Below are 17,257 nucleotides of genomic sequence, written 5' to 3'. Positions count from 1 at the left end.
GGCGCGCGCCGACCGCGTTTCTTTTCGCCCCAAAATGACGCAAGGGAAGCAGGTCGCGCAAAACGGGCGCGGCGAAACGGGCATCAACGGGGGGCTGTCAGTTGCGATCGTCTCATCACCTTCTGCCCGCCATGTCCGCCTTTCGCATGGCCGAGCAGATCCGGGCCGCGACGGGCGCGGGCGTGGGGCTGGTGCTCTGCGGGATGCTGGTCTCGCTCGGCAGTCCGATGCCGGGGGTGTCGGTGATGCTGGTCGCGCCGCTGGGGGCGACGGCGGTGCTGGTCTTTGCGGTGCCCAACAGCCCTCTCGCACAGCCGTGGTCGGCGGTTGTGGGCAACATCGTCTCTTCGCTGGTGGCGCTGGCGGCGCTCCTGCTTGTGCCTGCACCATGGACGGCGGGCGCTGCGGTGGGCGGCGCGATTCTGGCGATGATGCTTGTACGCGCGCTGCACCCGCCGGGCGGCGCCGTGGCCCTGCTGAGCGTGCTGGACCCCGAGCCGGTCCTGGCGGCGGGCGCGTGGTTCGCGCTACTGCCGGTCGGGCTGACGACATCGGCGCTGGTGGGCGCGGCCATAGGCTACAACCGGCTGACGGGCCGGGTCTATCCATTCCGTCAGGCCGATGCGCCCGAAAGTCGGCAGGCCGCGCTGCAACTCGGGCTGACGAATGAGGATCTGGGGGCGATCCTCGCGCGCTTCAACCAATCCACCAACCTGGGCACAGCGGATCTGGCGCGGCTGCTGGCGGCGGCCGAACATGACGCCGTGCAGCACCGGTTCCAGGGCACGAGCTGCGCCGACGTGATGACGCGAAAGCTCATCAGCGCGCGCGCCGACACGCCCTTTCCCCAGCTGGTCGACCTCTTCCGCGCCAACGCGATCAAAAGCGTGCCGGTCGTCGACGCGCGGGGGGCGCTGCTGGGGCTGGTGATGGAGGCCGACCTGCTGGCGCCCCTGATCGAGGTGCGCGCCATCCCGCGCCTGCGCCGCAAGCCCGCGCCGCCGGTGGTGGCGAGCGACATCATGCGCCCCGCCCCGCCCGCGGCCGCGCACGATCTGCCGGTGGGCCTGCTGCTCGACCGGCTGGCCGCGCAGGGTGCCGAGGTGGTGCCGGTCACCCGAGACGAGGTGCTGGTCGGCATCCTGACGCGATCTGACATCATCCGGCTGCTGTTGCACGGATCGCAAGACCACCGCGCCGCCTGAGGTCGGCTTTCTGACCGGCGCGAGCTGCGGCGGGCCGCCGCCGCCACGCAAAGAGGCCCCCGTCAGGGGGCCCCGGCCGGTCGTTCGGCTGTCGCGGCGGTCAGTCCTGCGCGACTTCCAGCCCGTCCTTGCTGCGCGTCATGTACCAGACCGTCGCGCCGATCGCGGCGAAGAAGATCAGGCTGGTGACGATGGTGCCCAGTCCCAGCCCGCCGTTGGCGACCGGCTGCGACAGGTAATCGCCGAAGGATGCGCCCATCGGACGGGTGATGATGTAGGCCAGCCAGAACGCCAGGATGCCGTTCATCAGCCCGCCGTAGAACAGGCCCGCGATCACCGCGATGACGGCGGCATACATCAGCCCCGACATCAGGAAGCCGACACCCAGACCTTCGGCCAGCTGATCGCCCGCCGACGTGCCGAGTGCAAAGGTGAACAGGATCGCCAGCCAGTAGAAGGCCTCGCGCCGGAAGGTATAGATCGAGTGGATCGAAAGCGTCTTTTCGACCATGTACCAGACCGCGAATGTCGCGGCGAGCGCGGCGGTGAACGACAGGGTGACGGGGGTAAAGCTCCACCCGAGGTTGTCGATGAAATTGTCGGTGATCAAGGTGCCGACCACGCTGACCAGCACCACGGTGGTCCAGTAATAGACCGGCACATAGCGTTTCTGCGCGAACTGGAACACCAGCGCGACGATCAGAAAGACCGACATCAGCAGCGATGTGTTCGTCAGCCCCAGCCCGAGGCTGGTGTTGATGAGGTCGGCGGCCGTTTCGCCGACCGTGACCGCCAGCAGCTTGACCAGCCAGAAATCCCAGGTGACCTGCGGCACGCGGTTATAGCGTGTCTCGCCGGTATGGGGGTCGGTCACGGCTGTGGCGTTGCCCTGTGTGTTGAAAGCGTCGGTACTGGTCATGTCCGTCTCCTGCGCGGAAAAAATTGATGGCCGCAGCGCGTCCACGCGCGCCGCCCGGCCCATCGGTCGGGTTGAAATCTGCTGTCGAGAGGATCCGCGCAGAGGCTCGGCGGGGCGCGTCATGCCCAAGGGCAGGCGATCCCGGGGCCGGTGCGGGACCGGTCAACAGATTGAATGATGCAGCGCGGCATATGCCTTGCCCTTGCGTGAAGGTTACGGATGCGTAAATTTGCGAAATTCGCTTGATCGCCGGGCACTTGGCTCGCGGGAGGCATTGCTGCGGCGCCGGAGTGTTCCGGGGCATTCCGGGGGCGTTCGCTCCTCTCGGCGGGGTCGCGCACTCGCCGCCCGGGGGCCGCCAGGAACGGGGGCACCGACAGCAAGGAGGGCCGGGCCTGCGCAAACGTCAGGGGCGGCCCCGCGCGAGGGCCGCCCCATCTGAAATCGTCAGAATTCAGTCACCCGGCTCAGGGACCGGGTCGGCTGTCGTGGCTCAGTTGTTGGAGGAGCCGCTTTCGCCGTCGTCGCTGCTGTCGTCGCTGCCGTCATCGCCGTCATCGCTCTCGCCGTCGTCCTGACCGCCCTGATGGTCGTCGTTCTGCTCGGACCCCGCCTCGGCGCCGTTGTCGCCGTTGTCGCGGCTGTCGTCCTCGCTCATGCCCTTGCCATCGTGATTGCTGTCATCGGCGCGCGCGTTCATGCTGCCGTCGGCCATCTTGTAAAGAACGGTCTGGTTCATGCCGTTCGCGGTCTTGACCTCGAATTCGACCGTCGCGGCGGCGCCTGCGTTCGCATCGACGAATTCCGCGCCCGTGACCTTGCCGCCGGTCTTGGCCTCGACGGCCGCGACGGCAGAGGCGACATTGGGGTTCTGGTTCAGGAACTGCTGAAGCTCCTGCGCGGAGTCGCCGTTGGCGGTGTGGCTGGCGGCCAGCGCGGCGGTGCCCGCCAGCGCGCCGAATCCGATCAATGCAGAGGTCGCGGCGATTGCCAGTTTGTTACGCGTCATGTTTCGTTCTCCGTTTGACAGAAGGACCATTCCTCCCGGTGACAAGCAGCTATGGGTGCGGCTCGTCCCCAAGATGGACCTAGGATTACATTTCCTTCATCAAACTTTCGTGACGCTTTTCCGCCGAAAACGCAAAAAGGAGCAGGCGAACGCCCGCTCCTCCCCGTTGGTCTTGCCGCTGTTGCTCAGGCGGGGACGACCGTGTCCTGTGCCGCGGACTCCTGTTCCGCGGGCGTGTCGACGGACCCGGGTTCCGACGCGTGACCGGCCTGCTGTCCGGCGCGTTCCTGCGCGCGGCGCAGCATCTCCGGCCCGCCCAGCCGCATCGCCAGCGCGAACAGCGCGCCGATCGTGATCGCAAATCCCACCGCCATCAGGCCAAAGCCCAACCCCGCCACGACAACGGCGAGGGCAAGCAGGCTGGCGGCCATCGATTTGATCTTTCTCATGTCAGGTCTCCTTGTCTGTGACATCTCACAGGTGGGAGAGACGCAGCCTGCGCGCATGACGCCGGGATTACATTCCTGTCAACTCAGCGCGCTTTGCGCAGCCGCAGATAAACGATGAGGATCATTCCGATCAGCGCGACCACGGCAAGGCTGATCACCAGGTAGAGGTGGCTCTGCACGAAGGGCATGATCGAAACCGAGCGGCCGAACTTGTAGGCCAGCACCGTCCAGAACCCCACCCACAGCGCGGCACCCAGCAGGTTGGACAGCAGGAAGGTCATCCAGTGCATTCCCGAGGTTCCCGCGACCAGGCCGTTCAACTGGCGCAGCAGCACGATGAAGCGCGCGACGATCACCATGATCGGACCGTAGCGCTGCGCGACGGCTTCGGCGCGGGCGAATCGCTCCGGCGTGATGCCGAACCGCTCGCCCCGCGCCAGCACCACGGCACGCCCGTAACGGCGCCCGATGAAATAGGCGATGTTGTCGCCCAGAACCGCTCCCAGATAGGCCGCGATCGCGACATGCCAGATGTCGATCTGTCCGGTGCTGGCGATGGCCGAGGTCACAATCAGGGCGCTTTCGCCCGGAATCGGCAGGCCCACCGTTTCCAGCGTCAGTGTCACGAAAAGGGCGATGACGCCGTATTGGTCGATCATCGCCAGCATGGTCGTCTTCAGCCAGATCATGCGCCGTCGTCTTTCGCAACTCCGAAGGGGTGCGCCTGCGCGGGATCTTGCGGCATGTCCGCCGCCCCCGTCGCTTCGGTCGCCCCCGCCGCTCCACCCGCCGCTTTGGCCGCCCGCTCGGGGCGAAAGCGCGGCAACCCGCCGTCGGCATCATCGGGCATCAGCGCGCCCAGCGAGAAATAGATTTTCATCAGATCGTCGACATCCATATGCGGCACCCGGCTGATCGCATCTTCCGCGACAAAGACCAACCCCCCCGACATCGGGACGGGAGAGGTGGGCAGATAGACCAGCTGACGGCGCTTGCCGCCGACGTCATAGACCTGCGGTGTCGTCAGCAGCGCCAGGACCTCGGCGCCCTGCTCGCCGCCGAAACGGCACATGACCACCGACATGCCCCTGAATTCATCGCTGCTGTCGACCATCATCAGCCGCACCACCTGGCTGACGGGGCGATAGATCGTGCGGACCAGAGGCACGCCCGAGAACAGACCGTCGATCCAGTTGGCCAGCTTGCGCCGCGCCTGCGCCTTGACCAGCACGCCCAGGCCCCAGACCCCCAGCAGCGCGAACCCCGCGCCCAGCCAGAACGCCATCGTGGTATGCGCAGGCCCGATCACCGCCTGCCCGCCCGTGGTCAGCAGATCGCCGAAGAACGTGCCCGGCCCCAGCGCGTCGCGCAGCTTGCCCACCAGCCATTCGATGATCAGCAGCGTCAGGATGACCGGCAGCAACACGAACAGCCCGGTCAGAAAGGCGCTGACGATCCCCTTTTGCCAGATATAGGTAAACAAAGGCATCCTGACCCCGCTTCTCGTCCGCAAATTAGTAAGTTAGTTTGATCGCATCAGGAAGTTACAGAAATTACAGGGGATGCCGCAGGGTGATAGACAGATTTCCCGAACATGCCGCGAACGAGCGTACATTCCTCGCCTGGATCAGAACCGGCGTCGCCATCGCGGGCTTTGGCGTGCTGATAGAGCGGCTGCCCAACACCCCCTCGGGGGGCTGGACCGGGCTTGCCCTGGTCGCGATGAGCGCTACGCTTGTGGCCCTGTCGACGCTGCGCTTCCTGACGATCCGCCACCAGATCAACCGCAAGCGCGACGACCGCAAGATATACGCCCTGGTCGAGACGCTTTTCGCCACGATGCTGGCGGTGCTGCTGGGGGTTCTGTTCGTGTTCCTGCTGTCGCTCGCCCAATGAGGGGGCGCGCCGGGAAAAGTGACATTACAAATATGTATAATTTTTGCTAACTGCCCGAAACCGAGGGTTCCGATCTCCGTAGCACCAAGAGTTTTCATCCACGGAGAACGTCACATGAATAGCACCCCCACGAAAGCCCGCAAAATCGCCTCCTACACGCTGGCCGCCGCGCTTGCGTCCACAGGCGTCGTGGCTCTCGCGCCGACGACGGCGATGGCCGTGCCCGCCGGCGGCTATGCCGATCTGGTCAGCACCGTGTCCCCGGCCGTGGTCCGCGTCGAAGTGTCGACGATGATCACGCCCGCCTCGCACGATGGCCAGATGTCCCAAGACCAGTTCATGCAGGAATTCCAGCGCCGCTTCGGCGGGCAGATCCCGGGCTTGCCCGGAATGCCGGGAATGCCCGGCGGTGAGGCGCCGCAGCAGCAAAAGGGGCTGGGTTCGGGCTTCATCATTTCGCAAGACGGCCTGATCGTCACCAACAACCACGTCGTCGACGGCGCCACCGAGGTGAACGTCAAGTTTTCCGACGGCAGCGACCACAAGGCGACCGTCGTGGGCACCGACCCGCTGACCGATATCGCGCTGATCCGCGTCAAGACCGACAAGCCCTTGCCGATGGTCAAGTTCGGCTCCTCCGACGCGCTGCGTGTCGGCGATGAGGTGATCGCGATGGGCAACCCCTTCGGGTTGGGCGGAACCGTGACCTCGGGGATCGTCTCGGCCAAGGCGCGCAACATCAATTCCGGCCCGTTCGACGATTTCATCCAGACCGACGCGGCGATCAACCGCGGCAACTCCGGCGGGCCGCTGTTCAACGCCGCCGGTGATGTGGTCGGCGTGAACACGGCCATCTTCTCGCCCGATGGCGGGTCAGTGGGCATCGGATTCGCCGTACCCTCGGACATGGTCAAGACGGTTGTCGCCGACCTTAAGGACGACGGCAAGATGGAGCGCGGCTGGCTTGGTGTGCAGATCAAGCCGATGTCGCCCGAGATCGCCAATGTGCTGGGCTATGACAGCAGCAAGGGCGCGGTCGTCGAGAAGGTGATGGACGGCAGCCCCGCGCAGAAGGCCGGCGTGCAGAACGGCGATATCGTGCTCAGCTTCGACGGCAAGGCGATCAGCGACGTGCGCGATCTGACCCGCGCCGTGGCCTCCACCGCCCCCGACACGGCCTCCAAGGTCGAGGTCCTGCGCAAGGGCCAGAAGATGACGCTGGACGTCACGCTGTCGACCCGCAGCGCCGACAAGGCGTAACCGGCAGCCATACCGGACCCGACGCCCGCCCGGGGCGGCCGCGCCGGGATGACCGACGCACCCCCCGGCGGGGGAAAGTGCCGGCGCCACTTGAATGGCGTCGGCACTTTCGTCATTGAGAAGCGCATGTAATTTCGGGTCCGCGCCCGCATATCCCGCCCCGCGGGCGGCCGCGGCAGCCCGGAGCGACGAGATTAACGAGCGAAGGACAGTCGAGTGCCTCAGGACGACGCCCTGCCCGCCGATACGGTTTGGAGCCGCATCAAACCCCTTCTGCCCTACATCCTGACGGCCGCGCTGTTCGCGGCGGGGACCTATGCGCTTTACCGCCTGCTGGCGCCGGTCAATTTCAGGGACGTCATGCAGCAGGTCCGGGGCACGCCACGCCACATCATCTTGCTGGCGATACTCTCCACAGCGGGCGGCTATATCGCGCTGATCGGCTATGACTGGTCGGCGCTGCGCTACATCGGAAAGAAGCTGCCGTTGCCGGTCGTCTTCACCGGCGGGTTCCTGGGCTACGCCTTCGGCAACACCATCGGCGCGGGGCCGGTGACGGGGGGCGCGGTCCGCTACCGGATCTATTCCGCGCTGGGGCTGTCGGGGTATGACATTGCGGCCATCGCGGCCTTCGGGTCGCTGGCCTTCGGCTTTGGCACCACGATCCTGGGCTTCGGCGCGCTGGCCTATCATCCCTATGCGCTGCACTCGACGGTTTCGCTCAGCCCGCAGGTGCTGCGCTGGCTGTCGGTCTGCATTCTCGTGGTGACGGTGGGCATCCTGGCGTTTTTCGCGCTCCGCCGGTCGGAGGTGACGATCCGCGGGTTCCGGCTGGTGTCGCCTTCGCCGGGGATCATGGCGGGGCAGCTGGGATTCACGGCGGTCGACCTGCTGCTGGCGGCCACCACGCTTTACCTGCTGCTGCCGCCCAACGATCTGGGCTTCGCCACCTTTCTTGCGGTCTTCGCCGCGGGGGTGATGGCGGGGGTTCTCAGCCATGTGCCGGGCGGTGTGGGCGTGTTCGAGACGGTGATCATCGCCGCCCTGCCGGCCTCGGTGCCGGTGGATCAGGCGGCGGCGGGGCTGCTGCTTTACCGGCTGATCTATTACCTTCTGCCCTTCGGACTCGCGCTGGTGATGCTGTCGCTGTCGGAAATGCGCATGGTCGGCAGCAAGGCGGGCGACAAGCCCGCGGGCAAGGGTGCGGGCGCGCAGATCGGCAGCGCGGCACCGGTATTCCGCGCGGTCAGCGCGATCGTGCCCATGGCGATGTCGGCGCTTATCTTCGCCTCGGGGCTTTTCATGCTGCTGTCGTCGCTGATCCCGCCCACCAGCGATTTCGCCGAAGAGATGGAGCTGCTGCTGCCGCTGGGCTTTGTCGAGGGCGGCGCATTGCTGTCGAGCGCGATAGGCGCCGCCCTGGTAATCATCGCCCACGGGCTGCTGCGGCGGGTCTCGGGGGCCTGGTGGCTGTCGGTGGGCGCGCTTGGCGGCGGCATCGTCGCCTCCTTGCTCAACGGGGTCGACTATGAACGCGCCGTGATCCTCGCGCTGGCGCTGCTGATCCTGCTGCCGACGCGCAAGGAATTCTTCCGCACCACCCGGCTGACGCGCAACGTGCTGTCGGTGAAATGGGTGCTGATCGTCGCGGGGGTGGCGATCCTGTCGCTTGCGGTGCTGTTCTTCGCCAACAAGGCGACGCCCTACGCCAATGAGCTGTGGTGGCAGTTCGCGACCGATAAATCCGCGCCGCGCGCGATGCGCGCCGGGCTGGTCGGCTCGCTCGTGCTGGGGCTGGTGCTGCTCATCTTCGCGCTGCGGCCCGGCAGCTTCCGTTCCGAACGCGCAAGCGACGAGGATCTGCGTCGCGCCGCCGCCATCATCGCGGCCCAGCCCGACCCCGAAGCCAACATCGCCCTGACGGGCGACAAGTCGCTGCTGTTTTCCGAAAGCGGGCGCAGTTTTCTGATGTACCGGGTGCAGGGCCGCACCTGGGTGGCGCTGCACGAACCCGTGGGCGATCCCGACGAGGCCGCCGCCCTGGTCTGGGAATTCAACGATGCCGCCCATTCGGCCAATGCCCGGCCGGTATTCTATTCCGTCTCCGCCGAAAGTGTGCCGCTGTGGATCGACATGGGGTTGGCCGTGCACAAGATGGGCGAGGAAGCCGTGGTGCCGCTGGCCGCCTTCGGGCTGGAGGGCAGCGCCCGCAAGCGCCTGCGCACCGCGCACAACCGCGCCATCCGCGACGGCCTGGAATTCAGCATCCTCGAGGCCCCGATCGACGATGCGCTGATGGGCCGCCTGCGCGAGATCTCTGACGATTGGCTCGACGACAAGAACACCGCCGAAAAGGGCTTTTCCGTCGGCGCGTTCGATCCGGTCTATTTCAGCAATTTTCCCATCGCCGTCGTCAGGCATCAGGGCCGGATCGTGGCCTTTGCCAACCTGTGGCGCACCGACCGGAAGGGCAAGGCGACCATCGACCTGATGCGCTATGTCCGCGATGCGCCGCCGGGGCTGATGGATTACCTGTTCACCGAGCTGATGCTGTGGTTCAAGGCACAGGGCTACAGCGAATTCAGCCTGGGCAACGCCCCCCTGGCAGGGCTGGAGGCCCGGCGCGGCGCGCGTATCAGCACGCGGCTGGGGGCCTATATCTATCACCACGGCGGCCCGTTCTACAACTTCGAGGGGCTGCGCAATTTCAAGGAAAAATTCGACCCCGAGTGGCGCTCGATCTATGTGGCGATGCCGATGCAGGCCAATATCATCGCCGTGACCGCCGACATCATCGCATTGATCAGCGGCGGGCTGCGTCAAACGGTCGTCAAGACGCCCTGATCCGCCCCGCCGCCCAAGTCCCGCCGCCCGCGCGCCGCCGCACGAACAGACCCGGCGGCGCGCGGGCCGGAATGACATGTCCCTGAATGACTTGGCCGGGGTTTACATCGCCCGGGATCACGCCGGTCGCGTCGCCAGTGCCGCGCGGTAAAGCGTGACCGCCTCATCCTCGGCGATCTCGACATCGGCAAAGCTGATGGGCCTGCCCGCCTTCACGGGCCTGCGCATCCTGACGCCATGCGCCAGCCCGATGGGCAGCACGTCGGTCGCGGCGGCGCGCGCGGCGGGCAGGGCCTTGCCCCAGACGGTATAGCCGCCTTCGCCGTCCAGCATCTCGCCCGTTGCCAGATCGCGCTTGGCCACCGCACCCGCACTCGCGCGGAAGCTCCCGGTGCTGCCGGTAGGCTCCCCGCGCAAGGCCGCCGACAGGACGGAAATCGACAGCTCCAGCCCGATCATGTGAAAGGGCTTGTACATGGCCGCATAGCGCCCGCTGCTGTCGGTGGGCAGGCCGTATTGGCGAAAACACGCGGCCGCATAGGGGTTCGGGGCCTCCAGCACCACATAGACGCCCCAGCGCAGGTCGCGGAACACCGGGCGGCCGTCGCGTTCGAGGCTGGAGACGACCTCGACCATGCCCGGCCCGTCCAACTGCCCGCCCTCGCTGCGCGGCCGCATGACATGGGCCAGGTCGTCGACGCCGCAGGGCGGAAAGCGCAGCCCGTCGTCGGGCACCGTCAGCCCGGTGGCATTGGCGATCGCCGCCATTTCGATCGCGCTTTTGGTGCCGTCCAGGAAAGAGTTGAACATCTGCGGGTTCATGCCCGCCCTAGCGGCCTCTTCGGGGGTCAGCCCGTAGTGCGACCACACGTCGTCGGGGGTGACCGCGTGATACTCGGGCAGATATTTCGTGCCCTTTCCCGCCGCCGCCACGCGAAAGCCCGCCGCACGCGCCCAATCCACCATTTCGCACACGAGCGCGGGCTGATCGCCATAGGCCATCGAATAGACCACGCCCGCCGCGCGCGCCTGCTGCGCCAGTGCGGCCCCCGCCAGCACGTCGGCCTCGACATTGACCATGACGATATGCTTGCCCGCGCCGATCGCGACCCGGGCATGGGCGAGGCCCGCGCGCGGGCTGCCGGTGGCCTCTATCACCACGTCGACACCGTCCATGGCCGCCAGATCGGCGCCGCTGTCGGTGAAACGCACGGCCTCCACGCGCGCCTCGTCCCAGCCGACGGCGCGGCAGGCCGCGCGGGCGCGATCGGTGTCCAGATCGGCGATCGCGGTGAGCTCCAGCCCCTCGATGGTGGGTACCTGGCTCAGGAACATGGAACCGAACTTGCCCGCCCCGATCAGCCCGGCCCGCACCGGGTCGCCCTCCCTCGCGCGTTCGGCGCACAGCTTTGCCAGGTTCATCGATCGGTCCCTCCCAGGTTGCAGTTGCGCCACTCAACCCAGACCGGGGACAAATGTCCAGCGCGCGCGACCGGGACGGCCCTGCGCTTGACATCGCCCGGGGCCACGCGTCCAGTAGCGCGGCAGGGCGCAGGGGTTTCAGCGGAGGGCATCTTATGGGCACGAACGACTACGACAGCGGGCGGCTGAACCTGCCGTTTGTCGGCATCCCGACCTTTGGCAAACGGCCCTATCACCCCGACTGGGACAGTATCGACGCCGATGTGGCGGTGCTGGGCGCGCCTTTCGATTTCGGCACCCAGTTCCGACCCGGCGCGCGCTTTGGCCCGCGCGCGGTGCGCGAGGCCTCGACGCTTTTCAGCTTCGGTCACGGGGGCGCCTATGATCACGAGGATGACGTGACCTACCTCGGCCCCGAGGTGCGCATCGTCGATCTGGGCGACGCGGATATCGTGCACACCGATACCGAACGCAGCCACGCCAACATCCGCACCGGGGTGCGTGCGATGCTGGATGCGGGGGCGTTTCCGGTGGTGATCGGGGGCGACCATTCGGTCAACATCCCCTGCATCGACGCCTTTCAGGGTCACGGCGATATTCACGTGCTGCAAATCGACGCGCATCTGGATTTCGTCGATGAACGCCACGGCGTGCGTGCCGGGCACGGCAACCCGATGCGCCGGGCGGCGGAAAAGCCCTATGTGACGGGGCTGACGCAGCTGGGCATCCGAAACGTCTCCTCCACCGCGCGCGAGGGCTACGCCGATGCGCGGCGCATGGGGTCCGACATCCTGTCGGTGCGCCAGGTCCGGCAGATGGGCACGGCAAAGGTGATCGAGCGCATTCCCCCCGGCGCGCGGGTCTATGTCACGCTGGATATCGACGCCTTCTGCCCCTCGATCGCGCCGGGCACCGGCACGCCCAGCCACGGCGGGTTCCTGTATTACGACGTGCTGGAGCTGCTTCAGGCGCTGGCGCGCCGCAATGAGGTGGTGGGCATCGATCTGGTCGAGGTGGCGCCCGATTACGACCACAGCGGCAGCACCGCGATCCTGGCGGCGCAGGTGCTGCTGAATTTCCTGGGCTTCGTGTTCCATGCGCGCGGGGCAGCCAGCTGACCGGCCTCCGGCTGCTGGAACGCGCAACCGCCCGCGCGGAATTTCGGGCCTGCGGAGGCGTCATGCCTATTGTGCTTTCGGCCGCCGAAAGCTAAGAGCCTCCGCAGGCCGCGGCTATGGTGTAATGGTAGCGCCCCAGCTTCCCAACCATAAATTGTTTGGTTTAGCGGCATTGGATTGTATTGTAAGAGCCTGTTTTGGAACGCATATTTGTCAGTGATTGCGAGGCGCTCTTGCTGACAAATCACTGGCGAAAGGCACTGACAAATGACCGCAGCACGATCCAAGCACCTCCTGTCGGACAAGTTCGCGAAGACAGCCGCACCGAACGCGCGCCACTGGGACTCAAGGACGCCGGGCTTCTTCCTCCGCACGGGCAAGACTGCGAAGACGTAGGCACTCGGACACAAAGGCCGAGTCCACAACCTCGGGCGCTATCCCGACGTGTCAGCGGCCGACGCCAGCGAAGCCGCCCTCGCGATCATGGCACCGTCCACGAACGTCGAGACATCACCGACGCTCGAACAGGCGATGGAACACTACCTCGACCGCGACCGCCTTCAGTTGGATCACAACAAGCGCGCAGTCGAGTCCCAGATGCGGAAACACATGTCGAAATTTCTCAGTCGCCGCCTGCACACGATCACGAAGATGGAAATCGAGAAGGTGTTCAAGGAACTGTCCGTCCAGCGCATTGGTAAGGATGCTCTCGGTCGCAAGTCGAAGCTCGGCGGGACGCGCACGACCCACAATCCTATATAGGAGGAAGTCACCGAGAACATTGGGGAAAGGATGGTAGCGGAGGAGCGTTCCGGGCAGAAACCCCAAGAGTTTACGCTTTGTAAAATAACGCTTCGCGGGAGGGGATGAAGGTGGCGGGAGTGACAGTGCCACCTTCGCCATCGCTTCTGCAACTGGGCGCGGACACCAGACACGATCAGTCGTGCCGGCGGAACTTCTGGTTGGCATCACCATGATCTCCGGCGAACCGCAGCGACCATCCTTGGACAGCTCGGGGTCAAGCCTGCTGTCATCGACACGCTCCTATGCCACCCGAACCCCTACAACCGTGAGCGAGTCTCGGCGGCGGCGCCGACCTACATGGTCGACACGAAGCTTCTGAGCGTCGCGGTCTATCACGAACGTGTTGCGGTGAACATGCTGGCGGATGCCTTGGCATCGATCGGCCTGCCCTGCCAGAACTCCGAGGCATCGCGCCTGAAAAAACAACACGATCCGCTCCACTCGTGCAAACCCAGTCACCATGGGCCACCACTGCGTAGGCGACTGCTTCACGAGCAAACTCTCCTTTAAAGCCACGGCTGTGAGCGGTGCGCTCAGGCGCGCCGCTCGCAGTTCGCTGGTGATGCCGTTCCACCAATCATGCGAAGATTCAGCAGTCAGCAACCGGCCCTGAGCGGTCCTCCGGCCAGAGCGCAGCGAACTTCCCCTTCTTCCGGAAGCGTTCCTGTAATCGAAATCTTGCAGCCGCTGCGTAGGGGCCACCGCCAATTGATCAGGCGCCGCGCCGCATCGCCGCGCACCGTATGGCCTCTAAGCGTGTTCCTGTAGCGGCGCGTTACGCAACGCGTTCTTTGCCACCTTTTCACCCCTCCCGAGATTCCTCGTGCGCCATGCTGAGTAGCCACTCCATCACCCGAAGTGCCGCCTCGGATGCGCCCTGATGGGGGAGAAGAGCGTAGAAGTCCTGCCCACCCTCGAGTGCGGCTTGGACGGCACGCTCCAGGCGACCCGCATCACGGTCACGCTGCACAAGGAAGCGGCTGGCCAGGGCGATACCCTGACCGGCCAAGGCTGCGTCAAGGCTCAGAGTCGTTTGGCTGAAATGCAGGCCGCGTGGCGCTGTCGGCACGGTTCCGAAAGCCGCCTCAAGGAATTGCGGCCAGAGATCGTGGGCATCGTGCAGCAGAGTCATACGGGATAGCGCGGCGGCGTCGACGTGGACGTCCGGCGCCACCAGCTGCGGGGAGCCCACTGCGATGACCTCCTGGGGAAACAGCAGCTCGGCGCGCAGGCTCGCCCCGAACGGCGGGCGCCCCTGTCGCACCGCGATGTCGATGCCGTCGGCATAGAAGCTCATGACCCGCTCGGTCGCGGTGATCCGGAGGTCGATTCCCGGGTGGGTCTCGGTGAATTCGGCGAGCCTCGGGATAAGCCATTTCGAGGCAAAGGTTGGGGTTACGCTGATCGTCACGCGCGAGGGCGTGTCCAGAAGCGCGCCAGTTGCGTCCATAAGCTGGGAGAACGCCCGGGAGACCGCGGCATGGTAGCTCCGCCCCTCTTCTGTAAAACTGAGCCCCCGCGGCTCGCGTAGGAACAAGCGCAGGCCGAGATGTTCCTCCAGCCCACGCACCTGCTGTGCCACGGCGCCCTGTGTCACGCCCAGTTCCTCCGCCGCTGCGCGAAAGGACAGGTGCCTACCGGCGGCCGAGAAAGCACGCAGGCCGTTCAAGGACGGCAGGTTGGCTTCGCTCAACACGATAGTTCTCCTACACCCACGCAACAGCTGCGCTTGGCTGGTCGCAAGCGTCTCTCCTCCGTATCTTAATACGCATAGGCGAAATAGGCGCCACGGGAAAGACGCGGAGAACTTAGACATGGCAATAGAAAAAGTAGCTTTGATCACGGCGGGCGGCAGCGGCATGGGTGCTGGAGCGGCGCGGCGGCTGGCAGCCGATGGCTTCAAGGTCGGGGTGCTGTCCTCCTCAGGCAAGGGCGAGGCCTTGGGACAAGAGCTTGGCGGCGTCGGGGTCACCGGTTCCAACCGATTTGTCGAAGACCTAAAGCGTCTCGTCGACGGCGCTATGGACCGCTGGGGGCGGATCGACGTGCTGGTGAACTCGGCGGGGCACGGCCCCAAGGGTGACATCCTCGAGATCACGGACGAAGACTGGCACGAGGGGCTCGACGTCTACCTGATGAACGTCATCCGCCCCACAAGGCTGGTCACGCCGATCATGGAAGCGCAGGGCGGCGGCGCGATCATCAACATTTCGACCTTCGCCGCGTTCGAGCCCGATCCGCTGTTCCCGACCTCGGGCGTCTTCCGGGCTGGCCTCGCCAGTTTCGCCAAGCTCTACGCCGACAAATACGCGGCACAGAACATCCGGATGAACAACGTGCTGCCTGGCTTCATCGACAGCTTGCCTGAGGCAGAGGACCGGCGCGCGCGCATCCCAATGGGCCGCTACGGGCGCGAGGCGGAGGTGTCGTCGCTGATCAGCTGGCTCGCCTCTGAGGGTGGCGGCTATGTCACCGGCCAGAACTGGCGGATCGACGGGGGGCTGACGCGTGGCGTTTGAAGCGGTTAGCTTGCCGGGCCGTGACCGCGCAGCCTTCGTCGTGAAATGGTCGGCCTCTGTCATACAGATTCTCGGCTATGCCGGCACCGCTTTCGGCTGGACGCCGTGGAACCTATACCTCTTCGTCGTTGGGGTTCTGGGCTGGCTGGTCGTCGGGGTGCTCTGGAAAGACCGGGCGATCATGTTGATCCACTTCGTCGCTCTCGGCGCGATGCTGGCAGGCATGGCCCGCACATGAAGGAGGGCGCCGTCACGCGGTGCCACTCATCCTCAGACCGTGCCCCAGCCGCTTCGCGCTGAGCACAGCGGTGTCGCGATGCAGCGACCAAGTCTGCGTGAGCCCCTCCAGGATCATCAGCAGGTCGATCTCACGGCCGTCGAGCCCGGTGGCTGCGGCGGCGCGGTGGGCCACCTCGGCCTTGTGCCGCACCAGCAGTTCAAGCAACCCTTCGCTGCTGGGGTCTGCGGCGACCGCGCCGTGGAACAAGCAGCCATGCGAGGTCTCGGTTGCCATCCAAGCCCCGACCCGTTCAAACAGCACGTCGAGCGCCGCTTCCTGCGCCTCGGGCAGACCCTCGAAGAGGTGCGAAAGGTAGCGCCCATGGCGATGCTCCAACGCCGCCACCACCATGTCGGCGCGTGAGGGCGTGTATTTGTAGAGGGTGCGCAGGCTGACACCCGCTGCATCGCGCAGATCCTCGACGCTGGGTTCGGCAAAGCCACGGGCGGCGAAGGCCCGCTCCAGCCCGGCGGCGATCTTGGTCTTGGTATCGGTCATGCTTGACGCTGTAGAGCGTTCCCTCTACTCACGCAAGTAGAGCGATCATTCTACAAGACGGAGCCACCCGATGACCCTTCCCGAAACGATGCAGGCAATGGTTCTGGCAGGCCACGGCGGACTCGACAAACTGGATTGGCGTGAGGGTGTGCCGGTGCCGCGTCCCGCTGCGGGCGAGGTGCTGATCCGCGTCGGTGCCTCGGCGGTGAACAACACTGACGTGAATACCCGGACCGGCTGGTATTCCAAGGCGGTGCGCGGCGATACGAACTCTGCCGCGGCCACTGGCTATGACGGTGCCTCGGACGCCGACGGCGCATGGTCCGGCGCGTTGAGCTTTCCGCGCATCCAGGGCGCCGATTGCTGCGGCGAGATCGTCGCAGTCGGCGACGGGGTCGACATCACCCGGGTCGGCGAACGGGTGTTGGTGCGCCCCATGTATTGTCCAGAGGGCGGAGAAGACGACGCGCTGGAGACATTCGGCTCGGAGCGCGACGGCGGCTTCGCCGCATACACGACTGTCGGTTCGGGGAATGCGCTCCGCATCGACAGCTCGCTATCCGACGCGGAACTGGCCTCTTTCCCCTGCGCATTCTCGACCGCCGAGGGAATGATACAGCGTGCGGGACTGGGCGCCGAGAGGGCGCTGATCACTGGCGCCTCGGGCGGCGTCGGCTCGGCGGCGGTGCAGCTCGCCAAGCGACGCGGCGCGCACGTAACGGCGATGACCAGCCTGGCCAAGGCGGACGAGCTGCGTGCGCTCGGTGCTGACGCCATCCTCGGCCGCGACGACGCGCTGCCCGAAGGCGCCTTCGATGTCGTGCTCGACCTCGTCGGCGGTTCGCGCTGGCCCGCATTGCTCGACGCGCTGTCGGTCCGTGGTCGCTACGTGACCTCAGGTGCCATTGCCGGTCCGATCGTCGAGTTGGACCTGCGCACCCTCTACCTCAAGGACCTGACGCTGATCGGCAGCACCCGGCAAGACCCGGAAGTCTTCACCGACCTTGTGGGCTATATCGAGCGGGGGGAGATCC

The 17,257-nt window shown here is 66.0% G+C and carries 17 protein-coding genes; 9 read left to right on the top strand and 8 right to left on the bottom strand.

Going from position 1 to position 17,257, the window contains the following annotated elements; translation table 11 throughout:
* Positions 1 to 101: 101 nt before the first annotated feature.
* Entirely contained in the window at positions 102 to 1,205 is a 1,104-nt protein-coding gene (locus ACU0BR_RS12635; protein WP_446157187.1) for an HPP family protein, read from the top strand.
* Positions 1,206 to 1,305: 100 nt separating this feature from the next.
* Here the strand turns inward: ACU0BR_RS12635 and ACU0BR_RS12630 are convergent, their stop codons facing one another.
* The 5 genes from ACU0BR_RS12630 to ACU0BR_RS12610 all read right to left on the bottom strand — a co-directional run bounded on the left by ACU0BR_RS12630 (position 1,306) and on the right by ACU0BR_RS12610 (position 5,071).
* Positions 1,306 to 2,124, bottom strand: coding sequence for a COG4705 family protein (locus tag ACU0BR_RS12630; RefSeq protein WP_446157186.1), 819 nt, complete (start codon positions 2,122 to 2,124; stop codon positions 1,306 to 1,308).
* A 493-nt stretch (positions 2,125 to 2,617) separates the two neighbouring features.
* Positions 2,618 to 3,133, bottom strand: coding sequence for a hypothetical protein (locus tag ACU0BR_RS12625; protein WP_446157185.1), 516 nt, complete (start codon positions 3,131 to 3,133; stop codon positions 2,618 to 2,620).
* A gap of 185 nt (positions 3,134 to 3,318) precedes the next feature.
* Complete coding sequence (locus ACU0BR_RS12620) at positions 3,319 to 3,582, bottom strand: hypothetical protein (protein ID WP_446157184.1); 264 nt, start codon at positions 3,580 to 3,582, stop codon at positions 3,319 to 3,321.
* A gap of 83 nt (positions 3,583 to 3,665) precedes the next feature.
* On the bottom strand, positions 3,666 to 4,271 hold the full coding sequence (locus tag ACU0BR_RS12615; RefSeq protein WP_446157183.1) for a DedA family protein: 606 nt from the start codon (positions 4,269 to 4,271) through the stop codon (positions 3,666 to 3,668).
* The gene (locus ACU0BR_RS12610; protein ID WP_446157182.1) at positions 4,268 to 5,071 is read right to left on the bottom strand and encodes a DUF502 domain-containing protein; all 804 of its coding nucleotides are present in this window, start codon (positions 5,069 to 5,071) and stop codon (positions 4,268 to 4,270) included. The genes ACU0BR_RS12615 and ACU0BR_RS12610 overlap by 4 nt, the downstream gene beginning before the upstream one ends.
* Before the next feature lie 83 nt (positions 5,072 to 5,154).
* Between ACU0BR_RS12610 and ACU0BR_RS12605 the strand changes: the two genes are divergently transcribed.
* The 3 genes from ACU0BR_RS12605 to mprF all read left to right on the top strand — a co-directional run bounded on the left by ACU0BR_RS12605 (position 5,155) and on the right by mprF (position 9,582).
* A complete protein-coding gene (locus ACU0BR_RS12605; RefSeq protein WP_446157181.1) occupies positions 5,155 to 5,478 on the top strand; it encodes a YidH family protein in 324 nt (107 codons plus the stop codon).
* 114 nt (positions 5,479 to 5,592) lie between these two features.
* Positions 5,593 to 6,738 carry a Do family serine endopeptidase gene (locus ACU0BR_RS12600; RefSeq protein ID WP_446157180.1) on the top strand — a complete coding sequence of 382 codons (1,146 nt, stop codon included), beginning with the start codon at positions 5,593 to 5,595 and terminating at the stop codon, positions 6,736 to 6,738.
* Between the two features lie 216 nt (positions 6,739 to 6,954).
* The gene (mprF, locus tag ACU0BR_RS12595; RefSeq protein ID WP_446157179.1) at positions 6,955 to 9,582 is read left to right on the top strand and encodes a bifunctional lysylphosphatidylglycerol flippase/synthetase MprF; all 2,628 of its coding nucleotides are present in this window, start codon (positions 6,955 to 6,957) and stop codon (positions 9,580 to 9,582) included.
* Positions 9,583 to 9,699: 117 nt separating this feature from the next.
* Here mprF and ACU0BR_RS12590 read toward each other — a convergent pair whose 3' ends face one another.
* Positions 9,700 to 11,004, bottom strand: coding sequence for an NAD(P)H-dependent oxidoreductase (locus tag ACU0BR_RS12590; RefSeq protein WP_446157178.1), 1,305 nt, complete (start codon positions 11,002 to 11,004; stop codon positions 9,700 to 9,702).
* Between the two features lie 155 nt (positions 11,005 to 11,159).
* Here ACU0BR_RS12590 and speB point away from each other — a divergent pair, with 155 nt between their 5' ends.
* On the top strand, positions 11,160 to 12,122 hold the full coding sequence (speB, locus tag ACU0BR_RS12585) for an agmatinase (RefSeq protein ID WP_446157177.1): 963 nt from the start codon (positions 11,160 to 11,162) through the stop codon (positions 12,120 to 12,122).
* 444 nt (positions 12,123 to 12,566) lie between these two features.
* Positions 12,567 to 12,884, top strand: coding sequence for a hypothetical protein (locus ACU0BR_RS12580; RefSeq protein ID WP_446157176.1), 318 nt, complete (start codon positions 12,567 to 12,569; stop codon positions 12,882 to 12,884).
* An 844-nt stretch (positions 12,885 to 13,728) separates the two neighbouring features.
* Here ACU0BR_RS12580 and ACU0BR_RS12575 read toward each other — a convergent pair.
* Positions 13,729 to 14,622, bottom strand: a complete 894-nt coding sequence (locus ACU0BR_RS12575; protein WP_446157175.1) for a LysR substrate-binding domain-containing protein — start codon at positions 14,620 to 14,622, stop codon at positions 13,729 to 13,731.
* Positions 14,623 to 14,740: 118 nt separating this feature from the next.
* Between ACU0BR_RS12575 and ACU0BR_RS12570 the strand changes: the two genes are divergently transcribed.
* Together ACU0BR_RS12570 and ACU0BR_RS12565 are read left to right on the top strand one after the other, a co-directional pair.
* A complete protein-coding gene (locus ACU0BR_RS12570) occupies positions 14,741 to 15,445 on the top strand; it encodes an SDR family oxidoreductase (protein ID WP_446157174.1) in 705 nt (234 codons plus the stop codon).
* A gap of 10 nt (positions 15,446 to 15,455) precedes the next feature.
* Positions 15,456 to 15,683 carry a DUF6552 family protein gene (locus ACU0BR_RS12565; protein ID WP_446157173.1) on the top strand — a complete coding sequence of 76 codons (228 nt, stop codon included), beginning with the start codon at positions 15,456 to 15,458 and terminating at the stop codon, positions 15,681 to 15,683.
* 12 nt (positions 15,684 to 15,695) lie between these two features.
* On the opposite strand, the gene ACU0BR_RS12560 is transcribed toward ACU0BR_RS12565, so the two are convergent.
* Positions 15,696 to 16,223, bottom strand: coding sequence for a TetR/AcrR family transcriptional regulator (locus tag ACU0BR_RS12560; RefSeq protein ID WP_446157172.1), 528 nt, complete (start codon positions 16,221 to 16,223; stop codon positions 15,696 to 15,698).
* 70 nt (positions 16,224 to 16,293) lie between these two features.
* Here ACU0BR_RS12560 and ACU0BR_RS12555 point away from each other — a divergent pair.
* The coding region (locus ACU0BR_RS12555) for a zinc-binding dehydrogenase (protein ID WP_446157171.1) at positions 16,294 to 17,257 on the top strand (964 nt) is incomplete at its 3' end.

The sequence above is a fragment of the Brevirhabdus sp. genome, assembly GCF_052826345.1.
The sequence above is the reverse complement of the archived record's forward strand: the minus strand, read 5'-3'. Positions and strand labels throughout refer to the sequence as shown.

Excerpts from the sequence above, each read along its gene's own strand:
- ACU0BR_RS12630 (WP_446157186.1), bottom strand. The coding sequence starts at position 2,124 with ATGACCAGTACCGACGCTTTCAACACACAGGGCAACGCCACAGCCGTG.
- ACU0BR_RS12625 (WP_446157185.1), bottom strand. The coding sequence starts at position 3,133 with ATGACGCGTAACAAACTGGCAATCGCCGCGACCTCTGCATTGATCGGA.
- ACU0BR_RS12620 (WP_446157184.1), bottom strand. The coding sequence starts at position 3,582 with ATGAGAAAGATCAAATCGATGGCCGCCAGCCTGCTTGCCCTCGCCGTT.
- ACU0BR_RS12615 (WP_446157183.1), bottom strand. The coding sequence starts at position 4,271 with ATGATCTGGCTGAAGACGACCATGCTGGCGATGATCGACCAATACGGC.
- ACU0BR_RS12610 (WP_446157182.1), bottom strand. The coding sequence starts at position 5,071 with ATGCCTTTGTTTACCTATATCTGGCAAAAGGGGATCGTCAGCGCCTTT.
- ACU0BR_RS12600 (WP_446157180.1), top strand. The coding sequence starts at position 5,593 with ATGAATAGCACCCCCACGAAAGCCCGCAAAATCGCCTCCTACACGCTG.
- ACU0BR_RS12590 (WP_446157178.1), bottom strand. The coding sequence starts at position 11,004 with ATGAACCTGGCAAAGCTGTGCGCCGAACGCGCGAGGGAGGGCGACCCG.
- speB (WP_446157177.1), top strand. The coding sequence starts at position 11,160 with ATGGGCACGAACGACTACGACAGCGGGCGGCTGAACCTGCCGTTTGTC.
- ACU0BR_RS12570 (WP_446157174.1), top strand. The coding sequence starts at position 14,741 with ATGGCAATAGAAAAAGTAGCTTTGATCACGGCGGGCGGCAGCGGCATG.
- ACU0BR_RS12560 (WP_446157172.1), bottom strand. The coding sequence starts at position 16,223 with ATGACCGATACCAAGACCAAGATCGCCGCCGGGCTGGAGCGGGCCTTC.